This is a genomic window from Deinococcus sp. Marseille-Q6407 (assembly GCF_946848805.1).
Classification (GTDB): domain Bacteria; phylum Deinococcota; class Deinococci; order Deinococcales; family Deinococcaceae; genus Deinococcus.
In genome coordinates, this window is record NZ_CAMPFU010000004.1 from 1 (window position 1) to 20587 (window position 20587).

Here is a 20587-nt window from a genome sequence, read left to right on the forward strand (position 1 = left end):
TCTGGAATGTCCAGAATCCGCTGTGAGAGAATATGGGTGCGCTCCCCTGAAACCTGTTTGTACACACTTCCAGAATTTCAGCTCTGGGAGCGCTTTTTGTCCGCCTATTCAGGTGCAAGTTCTGAGTCTGAGCTATTCGCTCAGCTATGCAAGGTGCAACTTATGAGTTAGGGGCTGATGAAGATTCTGATAGTAACTTAAACTTCAAAGGAGAGGTTAACGTTTGAAAAGGTATCTGAAAAAGTGCGCTGCCCTGGATATTTTTCTCTGAGAATGGGTCTGCCATTTGGCAAACTCCCTTCTCCATTAGGCCTCCTATGTGCGGCCGAAAAAAGCCTCCACTATTTGTCTGGAAAAAAGAAGTTGGTCCTTTTGGACCTTTCTGGATTGAAGGCGAGTTGAGCCGTTTTTAGAAAACCTTTTTGCACTGGATAGGCATAAAGTTTCACACGTTCAGCCCTCTGGAGATGCGTCATAGTTGGCTGTATGAACACCAAAGCTGTTCCTCCCAAGAAACTGCCCGGCGCCGAGTTGCCGGGCAGTGAGCGTACTGCTCTGGGCGTCCTGGGCGGCGCCCTGTTGCTGACCGGTCTGGGCCGGTCGGGCGTCAGCCGCCTGGTGCTGTTGGGCCTGGGCGGCGGCCTGGGCTATATGGCTGCCCGGGGCCGCAATCCACTGGCCACCGCCCTCAAGGTGGACGAGAACGACCAGGGCGAGGTGCAGGTGCGTGAGGCAGCCACCATCGGCAAGCCAGTGGAGCAGGTCTACGCTCAGTGGCGCGACCTGCCCAACCTGCCGCGCATCATGAGCCACTTGAACCGGGTTGAAGTGCTGGATGGCCGCCGTTCTCGCTGGACCGTTCAGGCCCCCGCTCCTTTTGGCGAAGTGTCCTGGGAAGCCGAAATCACTGCCGACGAGCCGCAGCGGCGGCTGGCCTGGCGCTCGCTGCCCGGTTCTACCATCGAAAACAGCGGTGAAGTGCTGTTCCGCCCCGCTCCGGGCGACCGTGGCACTGAAGTGGCCGTGCGCCTGACTTATCGCCCGCCCGGAGGCAGCTTCGGTGCTATCGCGGCCCGCATCATGGGTGAGGAGCCGTCCCAGCAGCTGCGCGACGACCTGATGCGCTTTAAGCGTGAACAGGAACTGGGCTACAACCCCACCACCAACGGACAGACCAGTGGCCGGGCCGACGCTGGCCAGCGGAAACCGGCGCCAGCCGCGCAGCCTGAAGTCACTTCTCCGTCCTCTAAGAACACCGAAAAGAAGGGTGAACAATGAAAGCGATCGTCTGGCAGGGAATTAATCAGATCGGCGTGGAGCGGGTTCCGGATCCGGAACTGTTGCTGCCCACCGACGCCGTTATCAAAATCACCTCGACCGCCATCTGCGGCTCGGATCTGCACCTGGTAGACGGTGCGATTCCCAGCATGGAAAAAGGTGACGTGCTGGGCCACGAATTCATGGGCGAAGTCGTGGAAGTGGGCCGTGACGTCAAGCGGCTGAAGGTGGGGGACCGCGTGGTGGTACCCTTCAACATCGCCTGCGGTGTGTGTGACGCCTGTCAGCGCGGCATGTATTCCGCCTGCGACAACTCCAACCCCAATCACCGTATGGCGGAAGCGCTGTATGGTGCCACCAGCGGCGGCGCGCTGTTCGGCTACTCGCATATGTTCGGTGGCTACGCAGGTGGACAGGCGCAGTATGTGCGGGTGCCGTTCGCTGACGTAGGCCCTTACAAGATCGAGACCGACCTCAAAGATGAACAGGTGCTGTTCCTGACCGATATTTTCCCTACCGGTTATCAGGCAGCCGAGCAGTGCGGTATTCTGCCGGGCCGCGACGTGGTGGCGGTGTTTGGTGCCGGTCCTGTCGGCCAGTTTGCAGCCCGCTCGGCGCAGATGCTGGGTGCGGCCCACGTGATCGTGATTGACCGGGTGCCGGAGCGACTGGCGATGGCCGAAGCAGCCGGCTGCCAGACCATCAACTACGAGAAGGAAGACGTGCTGGTGGCGCTGCTGGAATCCACCGGCGGCCGTGGCCCCGACCACGTAATTGAAGCCGTGGGTATGGAAGCGCACGGCCACGGCCCCGGTGCTGCGCTAGACGTGACCGAGCGTGTGACTGGCATGACCTTCGACCGCATTACGGCGCTGCGCTGGGCCATTCTCAGCTGTGCCAAGGGCGGAACTGTGTCGGTGCCGGGTGTGTACGGCGGTCTGGTGGACAAGATGCCGATGGGCGCCGCATTCGGCAAGGGCCTGCAGTTCCGGATGGGGCAGACCCACACCCACCGCTACATTGGCCCGCTGCTGAGCCGCATTGAAGCCGGTGAAATTGACCCCAGTTTCGTGATTACTCACCGCGCCAGCCTGGATCAGGCGCCGGATCTGTACAAGACCTTCCGCCAGAAGCACGACGGCTGCATCAAGGTTGTCCTGAACCCCTGGGCCTGAGCTTTGGCTCTATAAGCACTTGCAGGAGCCTGTTCCTCTGGGAGCAGGTTTCTTTTTGGCTGCCGGCTCTGCCTTTCGGCTGCGGAGCCGTGGCACACTGGAGCTATGCTCCCACAAGCAGACCAAGCCGCCGGGCGTCCCGGAGTGCCTGACAGCGCCGATGGACCTCCTCAGAAGCGCTCATCAGCCAGTGACTGACGCCCATGACGAACACTTGTTCATCGCCATCCATCATGTTTCCGAGGTCTGGCTGGACTTGATCGTGCGCGAATTGTCGGCAGCCATGGACCTGCTCGCAGCTGGAATCACCGACGCACCGCTCAAGATGCTGAGCCGGGTGGTGCGCGCCGAGGAACAGATGACCAACGCCTGGGACGTGCTCAAGACCATGACCCCGGCCGATTATCTGGAATTTCGCAGCGCGTTCGGACAGGCGTCGGGCTTTCAGAGCGAGCGCTATCGCATGATGGAGTTCATGTTGGGCAACCGCAATGAGGTGATGCTGCGGCCACATGCCCACCGCCCGGAACTCCACGGGCCCCTGCAGGCAGCGCTGGAAGCTCCCAGCCTCTACGACCTGACCTTGCGGCTGCTGGCCCAGGCGGGTTTTGATCTGCCGGCCGAGGTACTAGAACGCGATTTCCGCCGGCCTTATCAGTCTCATCCGGCGGTGCGGGCCGCCTGGCTGGCCGTGTACCGTGACACCGCTCGCTACTGGGAACTGTATGAGCTGGCCGAGAAACTGCTGGACGTGGAAGACCAGTTCCGGCGCTGGCGCTTCAACCATCTGACCACGGTGGAACGGGTGATCGGGTTCAAGCGCGGCAGCGGCGGGACCAGCGGCGCTGGGTACCTTAAACAGGCACTGGATACGGTGCTGTTTCCGGAATTGTGGGAGGCCCGAACCGAGCTGTAACGCTGGTGCAGGGACCCCCATGGTTAGGAGTGGCTGAGTTCAGAAGCAGGGCACCGGCTGACTGGCCGGCAGGGCCCGCAGGTAATGCTTGCCCAGCCAGGATTTGTGTAGAGGTTCCCAGGCGCCGGGAAAGCCCTTGTCAGCCCGCCCGCTTTCCACGATACCGAAGAGGGCGGCGTGGTTCAGCAGCTCGTCCGGTGTCATATTGACGGGGAGACTAGAGGTGTTATAGGTCTGGTAAAGCCTCTGCTCGGCACAGGGGACATCTGTCAGCAGGCCGCCGGCCAGCAGGGACGTTTCCTGATGGTCGCTGTGATCACCGTCGTTGATCTGGGCATCGGGGTCGGCCAGATTAACGTGAAGTTTCGCCGTGTAGCTGCCTTCCTTGCGGAGCACCTGTTTGAGCGTGGCCGAGAGGTCGTCCCAGCCCTGATAAACTGTCGACTGGTCCACCGCTGCAAGTTGCTGGATTTCTCCGTCGTGTAGCTGAGAGAGGAACCCGCCGTCAGGCAGACGGAAGTAATAGCTGACGGTGTTGCCATAAGCGACTCGCCGGATCAGGTGGTCGCCAATCCGGGCCTGGCTGCGAGTCGCGGCCTTATGCGATACGGTGCCGACATCCGACAGGAACCGCAGGCTCCGTTCGGCTCCTTCCTCGCGCGCCAGAACATAGGACTCGCCGGGCGTCATGGAACGCCGCCCAGCGTCACCCGCCGTCAGGTAGATCATCACCATTTTGGTGTTTTCCTGCTGTGAATCCGCGTAGGCTTCTGGGCTCATGAACAGTTGCCAGTCGTCCTGATGGGCAACGACGTAGAAGGAAACGTCATCCCACCACCAGATGCTCTGTGCCTCGACCCTGTCTTCCGTGATGCCAAGGTCCTGATCCTTGACAGCCTTGGGATCAGGGATCGGCGGAGCTTCGTGGGCCGCTCCAGCTGTTGCTGGCGCTGTCGCATTCCCTGATGTAGCTTTGACAGGCAATGGAGAGGTGGATGAGGCTGCGGCCGTCGTTCCGCTGGGTGTAACGGTGCTGGTAGGCGGCGTATCTGCGCTGCACCCCATCAGTATCAGACTGAGGCCGAGCGCTATAAACTGAGATCTCTTGTTCTTCATCGGTTCTTCCTTTCAGGATCGCTGAATTACTGGTAGAAAAATCCCCATTTGAATGGGAAAGAGCCAGATCACTACGCAGCTAAAAATGATAGCGGCAAGATTCTTAGTTAGCCTGAGGAAGGTCGTTCTTTTCTCTTCATCCTGGCCCTGGGCAGGTTGGTTGCTGGACTTCAGGGCCGCCGCTGGTTCACCGCCTGATAGCCCAGCACCTGCCGCACCAGCTTGACCCGGTCGTCGGCCGGCAGGCCATAGACCACCAGGGCCATGCCGCGCCCGCCTTCCGCCAGGGCGGCAGCCGAGTCGCTGGGGTACACCGTCCGTACAATGACGCCGTCCTGTGAGGCACCGCCCTCCTCGCCGGCCAGCACCAGGGTAACGGCCTCCTGCTCGCGGGCCCAGCGCTGAATGGCCTGCACCTGCCGCACCGACGGCCAGGCGAGATACACCGCTGCCAGCAGCACGCCCAGCACCAGTTGTGCCCACCAGGGCATGCCCAGCAGGCTGGTTGCCACGCCGAAGGCCACGCCCAGCACGATCAGCAGAATCAGGCGCTGCGGACTCAGCCCGGCCGGATTCTGCCCTGGCTGCAGTTCCGGTGGCTGGGGGTCTCCTGGCTTGCCCGGCACGGCCGTGATCAGTTGCCGACCGCTAGCGCTCAGGCCGTGCAGTTTCAGGTGGTCAGGGTAGACCTCGCCGGCGGCGCCCTGCCAGAGTGGCCGCGACGCCACCGCGGCCTGGACCTGTTGCTGCACTCTGCTGGGCCTGTTCTTGTTGGTCATGGCCTTTCAGTCTAGGACCTTTCGCCGGGGCAAAGCCGCCCGGGCCCCCAAAGCGGGCAGCTTCCCGTAGGCTGAGCCCATGTCTATTCCCTCCATGCCGGTTCTGGATATCTCCCGTCTGCTGACTCCTGGCCACCCCAACTGGCCCGGCGATGCGCCGTTCACGGTAACCCCCGGCGCCCGCATCGCGGCCGGCGACTCGGTGAATACCGGGGTGATTTCCACCTCGACCCATACCGGCACCCACGTGGATGCCCCCTGGCACTACGACGACGCGGCCCCCCGCCTGCACGAGATTCCGCTGGACGTGTATGTGGGACCGGCGCTGGTGGTGCGGGTGCCGGCCAGTGGGCACATCACCTCGGCGCTGCTGGAGGACTTGCCCGCTGACCTGCCGCCCCGGCTGCTGCTGTGCACCGGTCAGCCCGCCCACTGGGACAGCTTTCCGCGTGAATTTACCGTGCCTACGCCGGAATTTGTGCAGGCGGCCGGCGTGCGCGGCGTGCGGCTACTGGGGCTGGACGTGCCCAGCATGGATCCGCTGGAGAGTCGGACGCTGGACAGTCACCACGCCGCTTTTGCCGCTGGCATACATATTCTCGAAAGCCTTAGCCTGAGCCATGTCGCGCCCGGCCAGTACACCCTGGTGTGTTTGCCGCTGCCACTGCACGGCGCAGACGGCGCTCCGGCGCGGGCTATACTGCTGCCATGAGCGAACTCCGGGGCAGAATCGGCGGCGTCACTTCCGGCTACGATCTGCGGGCCAGCTGGAACGGCGAGCGGCTGCAGGGCCGCATCGGTGGCGTGTACCAGGGCAAGGACCTGGACCTGACCTATGCCGGCGGCCAGCTGTCGGGCCGGGTCGGCGGGCGGGTGGGCGGCTTCGACGTGCGCGGTGCCCTCACCCCGGCCAGCGCCGCTTTGCGGCTGGGAGGACAGTTCATGGGCGACGACCTGAACCTGACCTTCAGCCAGGGCGAGGTGGGGGGCCGCTTTTCAGGGCGCTGGAGCGGCAAGGACGTGTCTTTGCAGACCGGTCCGGCCAGCGTGACGGGGCGGATCGGCGGCGCTTATGACGGCAAAGACGTAAGGCTGGAGGTAGGGCAGGGCCTGCCTCCTGAGCTGGCGGTGGCAGCGGCCTTGTGCGCCTACAAACAGCTGGAAGATGACCAGAGCGCCGCTGCAGCCAGCTCTTCCAGCTGAGTATCCGAGCTTCAGGCGGGGCGGTTGCGCGCCCGCTTGATGGTGCCAATGCGGGCCGGGTCGCGCAGCACGGCGGTGTAGAGGTCCCAGCGCCGCTTTGCCTCGGCCGGGTCACGGGTCAGTTCCTCGAAACGGAAGTAGGCAGCCTCGCCGCTCTCCAGAACAAAGGTGGGCGTGCCCTGCACCCCGATGCCAGCGGCGGTGTCCAGGTCGGCCCGCAGCGCCGCTTGCAGGCCAGAGATCTCTTGGCGGGCCTGCTGCCAGGCGGCCTGATCAAGCTCCTCGGCCAACTGAGCTGCCTGCTGAAAAGTGGCTTCTTCCAGCGGCTGACCCTGCTCGTGGTGCAGCCGGAAGAGGACCAGAGAGTAGTTCCATTCTGTGGCCGGGCCCTGGCGGCGGGCCGCCTGCGCCGACAGAAAAGCGTTCAGGCTGGCGTGCTGTGCCTTCAGGAAAGAATCTTCACCCTGCGCCCGGGGATCCTGGTCGGTCAGCCGCCAGTGCAGTTCCTGGGTATTGTCCCGGTGATTGCCTTCCAGCAGCGAGAAGTGCCGCGGCACGAACCCCTGCGGGCCGCCCAGAGCTGTCGCCAGTTCCAGGCCGCGCCAGGCGTAAGGGCATAAAAAATCGAAATAGATGCTGTGCATGGCTCAGTATAGGTGCCTGGCCGGCCTCTCCCGGTTAAGCTGGGGTATGCCAAAACTGTATCAACCTGAAGCGTTCGCGGTGCCGGACGGGATTTATCTGGACGGCAACAGCCTGGGCCTGATGCCACACGCTGCAAAGCAGGCAGTGGAGCGCCGCCTGAACGAGTGGGCCACCCAGGCGGTGGTGGGCTGGGACGAGTGGTTCGGCCTCAGCGAGAGCCTGTCGCCGCAGCTGGCCCGTCTGGCAGGCGCCCGACCCGAGGAAGTGATCGCTACCGGGTCCATCACGGCCAACCTGCACGCGCTGCTGGCCACCTTTTACCGCCCGCAGGGCCAGCGCCGGCACCTGCTGGCCACCGCGCTGGACTTTCCCACCGACCTCTATGCCCTGCGCTCCTGGGCCGACCGCGAGGGCGCCGAGCTGCGGCTGATTCCTTCGCGCGACGGCCATACCCTGCACCCGGACGACATCGCCGCTGCCATCACCGACGAGATTGCTATCGTGCTGCTGCCTACGGTGCTGTACCGCTCCGGGCAGTTGCTGGATGTGGCCCGCTGGACCGCCGCTGCTCATCAGCAGGGCTGCCTGATCGGCTGGGACGCTGCACACTCGATGGGCGCCGTGCCACACCAGTTCCATGACGACGGCGCCGACTTTGCAGTGTGGTGCAGCTACAAGTACCTGAACGCCGGCCCCGGGGCACCGGGTGGGCTGTATGTACACGAGCGGCACGCCGGGGTGCTGCCGGGCCTACGCGGTTGGTGGGGCAACGACAAAACCAGCCAGTTTCAGATGGACAACGAGTACCGCCGGGCGGGCGACGCCGGTGCCTATCAGCTGGGCACGCCGCCGGTCCTGTCGCTGGCCGCGCTGGAAGGCGCGCTGGAAGTCTACCGGGGTGTGGACCCGGAGGAACTGCGGGCCCGCTCGCTGGAACTGACTGACCTGCTGCTGGCCCTGGCCGAAGAACAGCTGCCCGAAATGCAGGTCATCACGCCTCGCCCCGCTGCTGAGCGTGGGGGCCATGTGTCGCTGCAATGGCAGCACAACCGGCAGGTGTCGCTGGCGCTGCGGGCCCGCCGTATCATTCCCGACTACCGCGAGCCGGGCATCTTGCGGCTGGCCCCGATTCCCTTTTACAACAACGAAGACGATGTGCGCGGAGTGGTGCAGGCCATGCGCGAGATCATTGACAGCCGCGAGTACGAGGCGGCCGGCGAGGGCAGCGCCGTATCCTGACGGGCGCGGGCTTTCTGCTCCTGAGCCCCAGCTCAGTGCTGCTTCATCCGGACTTCTTCCGGGGTCAGGGGATGGTCAGCGCTGGACCGGTCGCCGTCGCTCTGTTCTTCGGCCGCCTCGTCCTGGGGCGGCTCCATTACCCGGTAATAGCGCCGCAGCCACTGGCTGAGGCCGCCCAGGTCCGGGAAAAGGGTTCGCTCGGTGATGTTGGCCTGGTCCAGCTTGTCGCGGATTTCGCCTTTCAGCTCGGCCGGCAGGATGATCTTCTGCACAGCGCCGTCGTGTGCGTGCAGCCAGTCGCCAATCTGCGCGTTGGGATTGGACAGCATCGAAAACAGCGCCGATTGCTGCACGATGCGCTGGTCCAGCGAGGGCGGCTCGAGAAACAGCAAGAACGGCTGCCCGGCCACCAGTTCATACTGCTCCAGCCAGTGGGTGTCGCTGTCGAAGCCCAGGCGGCTGGGCGGCAGTGCCCCGGAAGCTTCGCCCAGGGCGGCCAGCATATCCACCGTGAAAACGGCGCTGCCCTCATGCTCCAGCATGTCGCGCAGTGGCACTGGCAGCCCGGCGTTGGTTTCCGAGAAATTCAGCATCCAGACCACGCCGTCTTCGCCGTACAGATCCTCAGAAGCGGTCGCGAAGTGCAGCGCCACCAGCGGCGAATAGGACCAGTCCAGCAGCCGGGTAGGCAGGCCGTGGTGCTGCCCCACCGCCAGCCAGTACCATAGCAAGTCGCGGTCAGGCACGCTGCCGTAGGCGTACTTGCGAAAAGCCCGCACCAGGTGGCGTTCCAGTTCACTGGGGTCGCCGCCCAGCCGCTGCAATGTGGTGGTCAGCGGCAGCTCGCGCCCCTGCCCCCGGAAGACATAAGGCGAGCGAAAGCGGTGCAGCGACTCATTCCAGGTGTCTTGATGCAGCACATCCATCAGTTCCAGCCAGCTGGAGACTCGGTATTCGTGCATAGGGGTTCCTTTCTGAAGGAGAATGTGAGGAGCTGAGAAAAGGGCCGCCAGCAGACCCCATTTCAGCCCCAGGCCATGAAAAGACGCGGCCGAACAGATCTTCCAGTTCGCCGCGCCCTTGGTTGCCGGTGTGGGGAGGGAAGCCTGCGCCGGGGCTGGCTCAGCCCTCGCCGGTCAGTTTGCGGAAGGTGGTCAGGGCCTGGGCCACCACCTGATCCATGTTGTAGTAGCGGTAGGTGGCCAGCCGGCCCACAAAAGTTACATCTGGGCGGGCGTTCGCCAGCGCCTCGTAGCGCTTGTAGAGTTCGGCGTTCTCGGGGCGCGGCACCGGGTAATAAGGGTCGCCCTCGGCCTGCGGAAATTCATAGACCACGCTGGTCTGGTGGTGGCGCTGCCCGGTGATGTGCTTGAACTCGCTGACGCGGGTGTAGGCGTAATCGTTGGGGTGGTTCACGGTGCCTACCGGCAGCAGATAGTCCACGTCGTGGGTTTCATGCTTGAAGGCCAGGCTGCGGTAGGGGAGCGGGCCATAGCAGTGGTCGAAAAAGGCGTCGACCGGCCCGGTGTAGATCATGTGGTGCCAGGGAATCACGTCCACGATCTCGCGGTAGTCGGTGTTCAGCATCACCTTGATGTTGGGGTGATCCAGCATGTTCTGGAACATCCGGGTGTACCCGTGCAGCGGCATGGCCTGATACACGTCCGCGAAGTAGCGGTCGTCGCGGTTGGTGCGGGTGGGCACGCGGGCGGTGACGCTGGCGTCCAGTTCGCTGGGGTCCAGGCCCCACTGCTTGCGGGTATAGCCACGGAAGAATTTCTGGTACAGGTCGCGCCCCACCTTGCTGACCACCACGTCCTCGGAGGTGCGGACGTGCTCGACCGGTTCGGCCACCGAAGCGAAGAAATCTTCCAGCTCAAAGGAGGTCAGGCTCAGTCCGTACAGCTGATTGACGGTGTCGAGGTTGATCGGCATCGGCACCAGCTGCCCGTCCACGCTGGCCTTGACTCGGTGCTGATAGGGCCGCCACTGGGTGAACTGTGAGAGGTAGTCGAACACGTCCCTGGAATTGGTGTGGAAGATGTGCGGGCCGTAGGGGTGGATCAGCACGCCGGCGTCATCGTAGGCGTCATAAGCGTTGCCGCCGATATGGGCGCGGCGGTCCACGATCAGCACCCGTTTGCCGCTGCTGGCCAGTCGCTCGGCCAGCACGCTACCGGCAAATCCAGCGCCCACGATCAGGTAATCGAAGGCGCCCTGCTGCGGGACAGCGGTGGCCGGGGCCTGGGTCAGCGCGCCGGCCTGCTGGTCGGCCTGTGGGGCGGTGTTGTCCTGGTGTGGTTCGGTCGGTTCAGTCATCGGCGGCTCCTTTTTCTGGGCTGTAGTGATTTTGTTCGGCGGCCTGTTCTATTTGTGCGGCCATTTCTTCCCAGGTGCGGTCCCAAGACAGTTCGGCCAGGAAGGCATCGGCGCGGGCCTGACGTTCGGCGGCCGCTGCGGTGCTGGCTTCGGTCAGGGCTTCGGCGCAGGCGGCCTCGAAGGCATCTGCGTCGTCGGCAATTCGGGCCATTTCGCCGGCGCCATAAGGCTGCACCACGTCGCGGATGCCGGTCGAGACCACCGGCACGCCAGCAGCCAGATATTCGGGTGTTTTGGTGGGGCTGATAAATTCAGTGGCTTCGTTGCGGGCAAAAGGCAGCAGCGCCACGTCCCAGCCGCTCAGGTAAGCGGGCAGCTCGCGGTAGTCTTTTTTGCCCAGGTAATGCAGGTTGGCGGCCTGCGGCAGGTCTTCGGGGGCAATCTTGACCACTGGGCCGATCAAGACGAACTGCCACTCGGGGCGGCGGCGGGCCAGTTCGCCCACCAGCTCGATATCGAAACGCTCGTCAATGACGCCGTAAAAGCCCAGTCGGGGATGAGAGATACCTGCTTGATCGGCCGGCTCGGTCTGTGCCTGCCGGGCCTGGGCGAAATGCGCGACTTCCACGCTGGAAGGAAAGGGATGAACATTGCTGTGTTGCTCGCGCTTGGCTTCATAGAGCCGGTGCCCACCGGTAAAGACCACGTCGGCCTGGCGGAACAGCTGCTGCTCGCGCTGCCGCAGTTCGGGCGGCGCACCTTTGAAGTTGGCGAGTTCATCCATGCAGTCGTAAATGGTGACGCGTGGGGTCAGCGCTGCGGTGACCGGCAATTCCATCGGGGTATACACCCACAGGTCGTATTCGCGTAAATCTTCTTCGCGGACCAGGGCGCCCAGCAGCGCGGCCGTGCGGCTCTGGGATTCGGCCGGGCTGTGGCCCGCTTCAATGTAGGGGGTGCAGACGGTGACGCCGCTGGCGTCCTGGGTCCGGCGCAGTTCGTCGGGGTGATCCCCGAAGACCGGTTCTTCGATGTAGTACACCGGCCGCGTCCGGGCGGCGCGGGTCATCAGGTGCTGGGGGCGCTGAAAGACGAAATCCCAGCGCAGATGTGACAGGACCAGTAATGCCGGCATGCTTGAGGACTGGGTCATTTGAGGGACTCCTTCTTTGTTGGATATCTTGTTTTCGGGCTGTAAAAAGCATCGGCCGGATGCGAGCCGAAGTTTCCCTAAATTAGCGTGTCCGCCACAGTCCAAAAGTCAGATTCTCCGGTTGTTGACGTTTGGTTAAAATTTCTTACAGCCCTGCCACACGCTGCCCCGCCTGATTTTCCCGGTGATTGGCCTGCCCGGCGGGTACACTGAAAAGTCCGTGTCCAGTTTCTCGCCTGCCCCGCTTTCTGCCCGCCCGGTTGTGGTGGCCCTGCCAGCGCGGGATGAGGCGCACAATATTGGCGCGGCGCTGCGGGCGTTGGGTACTCAGCGGGATGGCATGGGACGGCCCCTGCCGGTCAGGGTGGCGCTGCTGGTCAACAACACGGCCGACCGGACTGCCGAGCTGGCCGTACAGGTCGCCGCGCAGTTGCCGCAGCTGAAGCTCTCGCTGCGCGAAGAAAGCTGGCCCGACCGGCCAGGCAGCGTGGTGCAGGCCCGACGCCGCGCGCTGGACTGGGCCGCCGAGCTGGCCGGGCCAGATGGAATCATCGCCAGTACCGACGCCGATACTCGCCCAGCTCCCGACTGGCTGTGGCAGCTGACGGCGCCGCTGCGGACCGGAGGCGCAGCAGCGGTGCAGGCCAGCGCGGGCCGCATCCTGCTGGATCCGGCCGAGCGCGCGGCGCTGCCGCCAGCGGTACGGCGCACCCACTTGCTGGACAGCGGCTATCGCTGGTGGGTGGAGGCACTGATGGCCCGGCTGAATCCTGTCCCCTTCGACCCCTGGCCGCGGCACTGGCAGCATTTCGGGGCCAGCCTGGCGCTGACCGTGCAGGCGTACCGGGTAGTAGGCGGCGTGCCGGACGTGAGTGAGCTGGAAGACATAGCGCTGGTGCGGGCTCTGCGCCGGCAGGACCTTGCGCTGCGCCACACTCCGCAGGCCCGAGTCTGGACCTCAGCGCGGCGGTCTGGGCGGGTGGCGGTGGGGCTGTCCACCCAGCTCCAGGAGTGGACCGCCGGCCCAGAACACTGGCAGGTCCCCGGCGGCGCAGAAGTGGTGGCGTTGGCCCGGGCTGAAGCGGCCCTGCGGCTGGCCTGGCAAGGCGGCCATGCCCCAACGGACGCCCTGGTCCGTCTATGGCGCGCTGACCCTGCTGCTCTGGCGGCGGCCCTGCACAGTCCTTTTTTGGGGCGGGCGCTGGAACAGGCGCACGCGGCGCGCCGGGCTGGGGACTGGGTGCAGCATTCCCCGGCGGTGCCGGTAGAGCAGGCGCTGCGGGAAGTTCGGGAAGAACTGGCCCGGTTGCATATCTGATAGAGGAGAGAGCGTTCTCTCTGCCCAGTTTTCAATCCTCTGTGCGGACAAACACGTCCAGCCGGTAGCCCTGCTGTTCGTCGCCGTGGCGTTCGGCGTGCAGGTGCTCCAGGCCCCGCCCCACACGGGCCAGCGCGGCTGTGTGAACAGCGTCGCCCGTCTGAGGATAATCCGGCACAAAAGGGGTCCAGTGGACCAGCATCAGGGTGCCCTGCGGCTCCAGCCGGGCCAGCACCGCGTCCAGCGCGCGGTCCAGGTCGGCAGGCGAGAGGTAGTACAGCACCTCGCTCAGCACAATCAAGTCGAATGGTGGGCCGTCCGGCAGGCGGTCCGGCAATTGCCCCTGCTGAAAATGAATGTTGGGGCGGTCTGCGTTGCGCGCCCGGGCCCGTGCCAGCGCTTGCTCGTTGATATCCAGCGCCAGCAGTTCATCGGCGCGCCCGGCCAGCTGCCCGGTCAGCACGCCGATGGAGCAGCCGACTTCCAGTGCCCGGTGGTAGCTTTCACGTGGCAGCGCGGCCAGGGTGCGGGCGTACTTGGCGGCCTCGTAGGGGCTGGTGGCGAAGTCCCAGGGGTCCTCGTTGGCGGTATAGACATCCTCGAAGTACTCGGGAGGCAGAGTCACAGGTCGCTTTCTCCTTCGGTGCCCAGGTCAAAAGTCGGCGTGCCGGAACTGCCAGGCGGGGTGGGCGGCGCCGCCGGAGCACTTCCCGCCGGCGACAGCTTCAACTCGGCCTGACCGCCCTCGACCCGGCAGGCGTACTGCCACTGTTTGGTCTGCCCGCCCTGCTCGGCGCTCAGGGTGCCGGAGCTGAGACCCAGGCGCTGGGTCTTGCCGCCGCTACGTTCGGTATGAACCTCGGACTGTAGCTGCCGGAACTCCTTCAGCGCCGCGGGCGGGTTCAGCTGCGCCAGCTGCTCTCGGGCTGCCGCCTGGCACTCCTTGGACACGGCCCCAGGCGAGAAACAGGCGGTCAGCAACAGCGGAAGCAGCAACAGGCACCGGCGGTGTGACATCTGCCTACTGTAGCTCACTCTTGCCTGTGGCCCAGCCGCGCGGCAAGCCGGGCCAGCATGACTTTTCGGCCTGGGCCAAGCTGCTAGCCTCGCTCTCATGAACCTGCAAGATGCCCGTATTCTGGTGACCGGCAGCACGTCCGGTATTGGTCTCGCCATTGCCCGGCGCCTGCACGAAGGCGGCGCCCGGGTGGTGCTGGCCGGCCGCGATGACGCCAAGATTGCTGCCCTGCGCGCGGAAGGCTGGCACGTCGTTCAGGCCGACGTGAGCCGCGACGAGGACGCCGTGCGCCTGGTGCGGGAAGCTGCCGAGCACCTCGGTGGCTTGGACGTACTGGTCAACAATGCCGGCGGTGGCCGCTACGCTCCGCTGCTGGAACAGGACACGGCCGAATTTCGGCAGATGCTGGACACCAACCTGGTAGGCGCCACGGTGGTGGCCCGCGAAGCTGCCCGCCTGATGGTGCAAAATGGCGGCGGCCAGGGCCACGGCACCATCATCAACATCGGCAGCGTGTCGGGTCTGCGTGGCTCGGCCGGTGCCGGAGCTTACAGCGCTACCAAATTCGGCTTGCGCGGCCTGACCCAGTCCTGGCGCGACGAACTGCGGCCCAAGAACATCCGGGTCAGCTACGTGGCGCCCAGCGAGGTGATCACCGGCTTTGGCGGCAGTGACCCGGCCAGCCGCAAGAACGCCGACCGCAAGATTCAACCCGAGGACATGGCCCACGCCGTGGCCGCCCTGATTGAGATGGACGACCGGGCCTTCGTCACCGAGCTGGAAGTGTTCGCCACCAACCCCTGGTAATCCAGTCTTCCTGGTGCGGTGGCCTCTGCTTCAGGAAGACGCCGGCTGCAGCTGGTCCTGCACAGAGCGCCGCCGCAGGGCCAGGCTGGTCAGCCACATGCCCAGCACGCCCAGCCCCAGTGTCAGTGCCGCCATGCCGGGGCCGCCGATGATGGCCCCCAGCGGCACGCCCAGCGACGCGGCCCATTTGGCCACCGTGAACAGCTGCCCGTTTATCGCCAGATAAGCGCCGCGTCCCTCGGCGGGAATCAGGTCGGCCAGCCGGCTCTGGCGGGTGGGCACATACAGCAATTCGCCCAGAGTCAGCACTACACTGGCCAGCAGCAGCGCCGGCAGCGACACACTGAAGGCCAGCACCGCGAAGCCTGCCCCAAACAGCAGGAACCCGGCGTACATCACCGGCACCTGCGGCTGGCGGGTCACCCAGGCGCTGACCGGCGCTGTCAGCAGCACGATCAGGCCGGTGTTGACGGCGGTCAGCAGGCTCATGGCCCGCACGCCGTCAATCAGCTGCCCGCCCAGCAGCAGCGGCGCGAAGTTCTGTGCCAGATGCACCGCTGCCCAGTTGGACCGCCCGAATTCGATGGTCAGCACCGCGACGCCGCCCGCCGTGAACAGCAGGAAAGCCGGGTCGCGGGCCACGGCGGCGTAGTTGCGCAGCAGTGAACCCAGCCCCAGCTGCGCGCCTACCTCGTGGGTGCTCTGGCCGGCGCGGGTCTCGCTGAGCCGGGTCCAGGAGAGCCACAGCGTCAGCAGCGACATTCCCAGCAGCAGTTCCAGCAGCAGGGGAAAGTGGTCCCGGTACAGCCAGCCGCCCAGCAGGGTGCCGATCAGCAGGCTGGCGTTGATGGCCCAGTAATTGACCGAGTACATGAAACTGCGGCTTTCGGGGGTGGAAACGTCCACCAGCATCGCCTCGCTGGCCGGGCCCACCAGCCCGCCAGCCAGGTTCACCAGCGCCACGGCGGCAAAGGTCAGATAGGGGAAGGGCTGCTGCCAGTTGGCCGCCAGCAACGCCGCAAAAGCCAGTGCCTTGAGCACCTCGCCCAGCAGCAGGGTGCGCCGCCGGCCCCACAGGTCGGCCAGCAGGCCCCCGTAGAGCCCGGCGGCAAACTGCACCGCGACCAGCAGGCCCAGCAGCAGCCCGGCCCGCCCGGCACCCAGGTGTTCGGTGAAATAAATGGCCAGCAGCGGAAACACGGCCCCGCCGACCAGCCGCGACAGAAAAGAGGTCACGATCCGGACCCGGATGTTGGGATGCAGGGTCTTCCACATGCTCCGCAGTATGGGGGCCGGTAAAAGTGGTAAAAAGTCCCACAGGAGTCTGCCTTTGTCCCCTTTTTCTGATCTTGCCCCGCCCGACTGGCCGCTCTGGCAGCTGCGGGCCCAGCTGTGCGCCGAACAGGGCGACCGGCTGACGTTTGCGGTCAGGGTGCCGCAGCTGGCCGGGATATGGGGGTGCAGCCCCAAGACTGCCCGGCGGCAGTTGCAGCGCCTGCACGCCGCCGGCGCCCTGACTTACCGCGCCGGGCGGGGCCGGGGGCACACCTCGCAGCTGAGTTTCCCTGGGCTGGCAGGGCCACAGGTGCGTGAACTGGCCGCCGCGCTGGTGGCCGCTGGGCAGCTGGCCGACTGGTCGCGCCTGAGTGCCTTGCCGTTTCCGCCACACTGGACCCGCCCGGCCGAGGTGCGCGAACATTTCGGGTTGCAGAGCCTGCCTTACGGCCGCGACCGCCTGCGTACCGTGCTGACCCGGCCGCTGACCAGCCTGGACCCGGTGCATGCCTGGGTCACTTTCGAGGCCTGGCTGCTGTATCAGGTGTTTGACCCGTTGGTGCGCTTCGACCCTCGGACCGGTGCCCTTCAGCCGGCGCTGGCCCATCACTGGAAAGTCAGCGAGGACGGCTTGACCTGGCGTTTCCGGCTGCGCAAGGCGGCACTGTTTCACCACGGCCGCCCTGCCGACTCGGGCGACGCCCGGTATTCACTGGAACGGCTGCTGCGGGAAGCACCCTGGTACCTGCCGGGCGTGGCGGCCGTAACGGCACCCGACGCCCTGACCCTTGACCTGCAGCTTCAGCGGCCCGACGCCTTTTTGCTGCGCCGGCTGGCTCACGTGCAGGCGCTGATTCTGCCGGCCGACTTGCCGTTCAGCGAGGAGCGACTGGTCGGTACCGGCGCTTTTCAGTTTGAGCGTTTTGACGGGGGCCTGCGGCTGCGGGCTTTCGACCACTATTTCGGCGAGCGCCCACAGCTGGACGAGGCCGAGTTCTATTTCGTGCCGCCTTCTCCCGTCTACGCGGCTTATCAGTTGCAGGGCGAGCGGGCAGAAGCGCTGCGCTCACACTGGCAGGTGGAAAACGGGGTGCAGTTTCTGATCTGGAATGCCCACCGCCCCGCGGCTCACAGCCGGCCACTGAGGCAAGCCCTGGCCGAGCTGCACGACCCCCGCGCTCACTGGGCCGCCAGCGGGCAGGAGGCACAGCCGCTGGCCACCAGTTTTTATCCCCACCGCTCGGCTGCGCAGCCCCCGCGCTTGCGGTCACTGGAGCGGGCGCGGGCCTGGATGGACGGCGTGCCGGACCCCGGTCCGCTGACCCTCTACGCTCTGGATTTCCCTGCGGCGCAGGCCGAAGCCCACTGGTTGGCCCGCCGCGCCGCCCTACTGGGGCTGACAGTACAGGTGCGGACCTTTGCCCTGGAGGATGACGGGCACCTGCAGGCCGCCGCCGACCTGGTGCTGATGGGCGAGGTTTCGGACCTGGATACCGAGCTGTCGTTCTGGAAGGCTCTGCATGACCCGAGGCTGCTGTTTCGCCGCCTGCTGCCGGCCCGCTTGCTGGCCTGGAGTAGCCGGGTGCTGCAGAGCCTCAGCGAGGACGCCATGCAGAATGCCCGCCTGATCGGACAGGTGGAAGCGGCCCTGCAAGGCAGCGGCTGGGTCAACCTGACCCATCACCGTGTCAAGCAGGGCGAACTGCATCCCTGGCTGCAGGGTGTGCAGCACGATGCCTTCGGCCGGCTGGACCTCAAGAGGATGTGGGTGGACCGCTGGCCGCTGGAGTAGAGGAGGGGTGCGCCATACCGCGACTGGCCGGGCAGCCCCCGCATTCAGAGTGGAATGGCGCAGCTCAGTTCGGCTTGGGCAGGGTAAAGCCGAAGGTGGCTCCCTCACCCAGCTGACTTTCGGCAAAGACGGTGCCGCCGTGCCGGGTCACGATGCGCCGAACATTGGCCAGACCCACGCCGGTGCCCTCGAATTCGTCCGCGCGGTGCAGGCGCTGAAAGACCCCGAACAGCCGCTCGGAATAGCGCGGGTCGAAGCCCACACCGTTGTCGCGTACGAAGACGGTCCATTCGTAGACTCCTTCTTCTGCCCAGACCTCGATCCGGGCCTGCTCGCGGGTGCGGGTGTATTTCAGGGCGTTGCTCAATAGGTTGACGACTGCCTGGTGCAGAGTGTCACGGTCGCCAGTCACCACCGGCAGGTCGTGGAGCGCCCATCTTCGACCTCGGCTTCCAGTTCGCCCTGCACGTCGCTGACCAGCGTGCCCAGATCCACCGTGCCCGGCTGCAGGGTGGCGCGGGCAGTCCTTGAGAGGTCCAGCATGGCGTCAATCAATGTGTTCATCCGCACAGTGGCTTCCTCAATCACGGTGAGGTAGCGCTCAGACTTGCTGTCCACCTGCTCGCCCAAATTGCCGCGCAGCAGACGGTTAAAACCCATGATGTGCCGCACCGGCGTGCGCAGGTCGTGTGACACCGAGTAGGTGAACGCTTCCAGTTCGGCGTTCTGTTCCTGAAGCTGCTGGGTCTGTTCGGCCCGCTCCAGCGCCAGCCGCAGCTGATAGCCCACCGTATCCAGAATGGCCCGGTCCTCGTGGCTCCAGACCCGAGTCTGCGAGAAGACAAAAGCCAGCACCCCCCGCACCTGACCATTAACCTTGACCGGCAGTGTGGCGCTGGCCCCCAGGCGGCAACTCTCCCGGGTCTCGCTGTCCCCGCCGCGTTCTGCTGTGCACTCCTGGTAATAGGGTTCACCACTCTGGAAAGGGGTTTCAGGCTGGGCGTTCCGAAGGCCAGGCCAGCTTCCAGTTGCTTTTGCAGTTCGGGCTGGTCAGCCTGCCCCACCTGCGCCCGCACCTGCCACTGGCCGCCTTGCAGCTCGAAATAGACCGAAAAGCCCTGGGCAACAGGCCCAGCGCGACTTCCTGGGTGCGCTGGATCAGGCTGTAGGGGTCGGTGTCCAGCACCGGTTCGCGTGATAGCTCGGCAAAAGCCGACAGCACCTCGCTGCGCCGCTCGGCTTCTTCTCGCTGAGCCTGCAGGCGGGCGGCCTGCTCGGCCCGTTCCAGCGTCAGGTTGAGACTGCGCCCGATAGCGCGCACCACCGTGCGGTCCTGTGCGCTCCAGCCCTGGCGGCTGCGGCGTGCAAAGCACACGAACGCCTTGACCTCGCCGTCCAGAATCAGCGGATAGCAGAAAATCATCCGGTAGCTCCGGGTGCCCGGAATAAAGTGCTGGTCGGGCGGCAGGTCGTCCCAGAAGACCGGGGCTTGCTGACGCAGCATCTCCCTGACCAGTGGCATATCGGTAAGCAGGCCGTCCGCAATATGAACGGCCAGCTCGGGCGGCAGGGTGGCCGTCCAGCCGCGCCCGACCCAGCGCCCATGTTCATACACGCAGTAGACGCCGTCCCCGTTATGAAAGTAGTGCCCCAGCAGTTGCAGGGCTTGGCCGACCAGCACGTCAACGTCGGTTTCGGTGCCGGCCGCTTCCATGAAGGCCACGAAGGCAGCGTGGGCCTGGGATTCCTGCTGAATCTGCCGGGTGCGCTGGTCCAGCTGACCCTGCAAGTCAGCCATCAGCTGGGCGCGGCCCAAGGCGATGGCACACTGCGCTGACAGGGTTTTGAGGAAATGCTTTTCCTCACTGGTAAAGTCGTGCGGTTCCTGGAAATCCAGAATCAGGGTGCCCAGCGGCCGGTGGTCCAGAAACATCGGCAGCACCGCGTTGGCAACCGGGGCCACTGCGCCGGTGCGTTCTTCCAGCTCTGGGTAGGCTTTCAGCAGGTCGCCCTGATGCTCGAAGAACAGGGCCTCATGCTGCTTCAGGGCGTCCCCGGCCGGGACATTGCCGGTCAGGGGGCCGTCTTGCCAGATGGTCTGTGCTTCTGCCGAGTAACCACGGGTGGCGGCCACTTCCAGCTGCTCGCCGCTGCTGTCAATCAGCAGGATTGCGCCGGCAATAGCGTCGAGACTTTGCAGCGCCGGCTGCAACACGATCTGAAAAATGGCTTCCTGAGTCCGCGTGGCAGCCAGACGTTCGGTCATGTCCTGCAGGTGCTCCGCCAGCGGGACTGGCCGGGTTGCATTCTCTGGGGCCGAACCGCTCATAACCTGTAGCATACTCTTTTCCAGCGTTTTTTCATGTGCGCACAGGCGACTCTGGCGCCGTCCTGCTCCTCTGAAGCACTCCTCCTGTGCTGAAAAGTAAAGAAGGATACTCTCCTGCTTGTATTCGGCCCTGGCCTTTCGCTAAAGTAGCGGTGCAGCAACAATTCCAAGCAGTTCAGTCCCGGACGCCGCTGACGGCGGGGCCGGTGCCGGCTCCTTTTCGCC

The 20587-nt window shown here is 65.1% G+C and carries 21 protein-coding genes; 9 read left to right on the top strand and 12 right to left on the bottom strand.

All coding sequences use genetic code 11. The annotated features are described in order from the left end of the window. The first annotated feature begins 486 nt into the window (after positions 1–486). The 3 genes from OCI36_RS09800 (at position 487) to OCI36_RS09810 (ending at position 3369) form a co-directional block, all read left to right on the top strand. Positions 487–1278 carry an SRPBCC family protein gene (locus OCI36_RS09800; protein WP_261664910.1) on the top strand — a complete coding sequence of 264 codons (792 nt, stop codon included), beginning with the start codon at positions 487–489 and terminating at the stop codon, positions 1276–1278. Continuing rightward, complete coding sequence (locus OCI36_RS09805) at positions 1275–2453, top strand: zinc-dependent alcohol dehydrogenase (RefSeq protein ID WP_261664911.1); 1179 nt, start codon at positions 1275–1277, stop codon at positions 2451–2453. Before OCI36_RS09800 ends, OCI36_RS09805 begins: the two co-directional genes overlap by 4 nt. Positions 2454–2613: 160 nt before the next feature. Continuing rightward, positions 2614–3369 carry a tryptophan 2,3-dioxygenase gene (locus OCI36_RS09810; protein ID WP_409996736.1) on the top strand — a complete coding sequence of 252 codons (756 nt, stop codon included), beginning with the start codon at positions 2614–2616 and terminating at the stop codon, positions 3367–3369. 39 nt (positions 3370–3408) lie between these two features. Here the strand turns inward: OCI36_RS09810 and OCI36_RS09815 are convergent, their stop codons facing one another. Continuing rightward, positions 3409–4353 (bottom strand): PIG-L family deacetylase, encoded by a 945-nt coding sequence (locus OCI36_RS09815; protein WP_261664913.1) that lies wholly within the window; start codon positions 4351–4353, stop codon positions 3409–3411. A 302-nt stretch (positions 4354–4655) separates the two neighbouring features. Next, positions 4656–5264, bottom strand: a complete 609-nt coding sequence (locus OCI36_RS09820) for a hypothetical protein (protein ID WP_261664914.1) — start codon at positions 5262–5264, stop codon at positions 4656–4658. Positions 5265–5343: 79 nt separating this feature from the next. Between OCI36_RS09820 and OCI36_RS09825 the strand changes: the two genes are divergently transcribed. Together OCI36_RS09825 and OCI36_RS09830 are read left to right on the top strand one after the other, a co-directional pair. Further along, on the top strand, positions 5344–5976 hold the full coding sequence (locus OCI36_RS09825; RefSeq protein WP_261664915.1) for a cyclase family protein: 633 nt from the start codon (positions 5344–5346) through the stop codon (positions 5974–5976). Next, positions 5973–6467: a hypothetical protein gene (locus OCI36_RS09830; protein WP_261664916.1), complete on the top strand. Its 495-nt coding sequence runs from the start codon at positions 5973–5975 to the stop codon at positions 6465–6467. Before OCI36_RS09825 ends, OCI36_RS09830 begins: the two co-directional genes overlap by 4 nt. Before the next feature lie 11 nt (positions 6468–6478). On the opposite strand, the gene OCI36_RS09835 is transcribed toward OCI36_RS09830, so the two are convergent. Continuing rightward, entirely contained in the window at positions 6479–7111 is a 633-nt protein-coding gene (locus OCI36_RS09835; RefSeq protein WP_261664917.1) for a DsbA family protein, read from the bottom strand. Between the two features lie 46 nt (positions 7112–7157). On the opposite strand from OCI36_RS09835, the gene kynU reads away from it, so the two are divergent. After that, entirely contained in the window at positions 7158–8351 is a 1194-nt protein-coding gene (gene kynU, locus OCI36_RS09840; RefSeq protein ID WP_261664918.1) for a kynureninase, read from the top strand. A 32-nt stretch (positions 8352–8383) separates the two neighbouring features. Here kynU and OCI36_RS09845 read toward each other — a convergent pair whose 3' ends face one another. From OCI36_RS09845 to OCI36_RS09855, 3 genes are all read right to left on the bottom strand, one after another. Further along, the gene (locus OCI36_RS09845) at positions 8384–9313 is read right to left on the bottom strand and encodes an FRG domain-containing protein (RefSeq protein ID WP_261664919.1); all 930 of its coding nucleotides are present in this window, start codon (positions 9311–9313) and stop codon (positions 8384–8386) included. A 160-nt stretch (positions 9314–9473) separates the two neighbouring features. Next, positions 9474–10670 (bottom strand): UDP-galactopyranose mutase, encoded by a 1197-nt coding sequence (gene glf / locus OCI36_RS09850; protein WP_261664920.1) that lies wholly within the window; start codon positions 10668–10670, stop codon positions 9474–9476. Further along, on the bottom strand, positions 10663–11823 hold the full coding sequence (locus OCI36_RS09855; protein WP_261664921.1) for a glycosyltransferase family 1 protein: 1161 nt from the start codon (positions 11821–11823) through the stop codon (positions 10663–10665). The genes glf and OCI36_RS09855 overlap by 8 nt, the downstream gene beginning before the upstream one ends. Before the next feature lie 220 nt (positions 11824–12043). On the opposite strand from OCI36_RS09855, the gene OCI36_RS09860 reads away from it, so the two are divergent. After that, positions 12044–13141 carry a glycosyltransferase gene (locus tag OCI36_RS09860; RefSeq protein ID WP_261664922.1) on the top strand — a complete coding sequence of 366 codons (1098 nt, stop codon included), beginning with the start codon at positions 12044–12046 and terminating at the stop codon, positions 13139–13141. 31 nt (positions 13142–13172) lie between these two features. On the opposite strand, the gene OCI36_RS09865 is transcribed toward OCI36_RS09860, so the two are convergent. Then, positions 13173–13766 (bottom strand): class I SAM-dependent methyltransferase, encoded by a 594-nt coding sequence (locus OCI36_RS09865; RefSeq protein WP_261664923.1) that lies wholly within the window; start codon positions 13764–13766, stop codon positions 13173–13175. Next, positions 13763–14158, bottom strand: coding sequence for a hypothetical protein (locus OCI36_RS09870; RefSeq protein WP_261664924.1), 396 nt, complete (start codon positions 14156–14158; stop codon positions 13763–13765). The genes OCI36_RS09865 and OCI36_RS09870 overlap by 4 nt, the downstream gene beginning before the upstream one ends. A gap of 97 nt (positions 14159–14255) precedes the next feature. Between OCI36_RS09870 and OCI36_RS09875 the strand changes: the two genes are divergently transcribed. After that, on the top strand, positions 14256–14966 hold the full coding sequence (locus OCI36_RS09875; RefSeq protein ID WP_261664925.1) for an SDR family oxidoreductase: 711 nt from the start codon (positions 14256–14258) through the stop codon (positions 14964–14966). 30 nt (positions 14967–14996) lie between these two features. Here the strand turns inward: OCI36_RS09875 and OCI36_RS09880 are convergent, their stop codons facing one another. After that, the gene (locus OCI36_RS09880; RefSeq protein ID WP_261664926.1) at positions 14997–16241 is read right to left on the bottom strand and encodes an MDR family MFS transporter; all 1245 of its coding nucleotides are present in this window, start codon (positions 16239–16241) and stop codon (positions 14997–14999) included. A 55-nt stretch (positions 16242–16296) separates the two neighbouring features. Here OCI36_RS09880 and OCI36_RS09885 point away from each other — a divergent pair, with 55 nt between their 5' ends. Next, a complete protein-coding gene (locus OCI36_RS09885; RefSeq protein WP_261664927.1) occupies positions 16297–18033 on the top strand; it encodes an ABC transporter substrate-binding protein in 1737 nt (578 codons plus the stop codon). Positions 18034–18097: 64 nt separating this feature from the next. On the opposite strand, the gene OCI36_RS09890 is transcribed toward OCI36_RS09885, so the two are convergent. The 3 genes from OCI36_RS09890 to OCI36_RS09900 form a co-directional block, all read right to left on the bottom strand. Further along, positions 18098–18445: a sensor histidine kinase gene (locus OCI36_RS09890; protein WP_261664928.1), complete on the bottom strand. Its 348-nt coding sequence runs from the start codon at positions 18443–18445 to the stop codon at positions 18098–18100. Beyond that, positions 18442–18939 carry a sensor histidine kinase gene (locus OCI36_RS09895; protein WP_409996741.1) on the bottom strand — a complete coding sequence of 166 codons (498 nt, stop codon included), beginning with the start codon at positions 18937–18939 and terminating at the stop codon, positions 18442–18444. The genes OCI36_RS09890 and OCI36_RS09895 overlap by 4 nt, the downstream gene beginning before the upstream one ends. 85 nt (positions 18940–19024) lie before the next feature. Next, positions 19025–20362, bottom strand: coding sequence for a GAF domain-containing protein (locus OCI36_RS09900; protein WP_261664930.1), 1338 nt, complete (start codon positions 20360–20362; stop codon positions 19025–19027). Positions 20363–20587 lie beyond the last annotated feature (225 nt).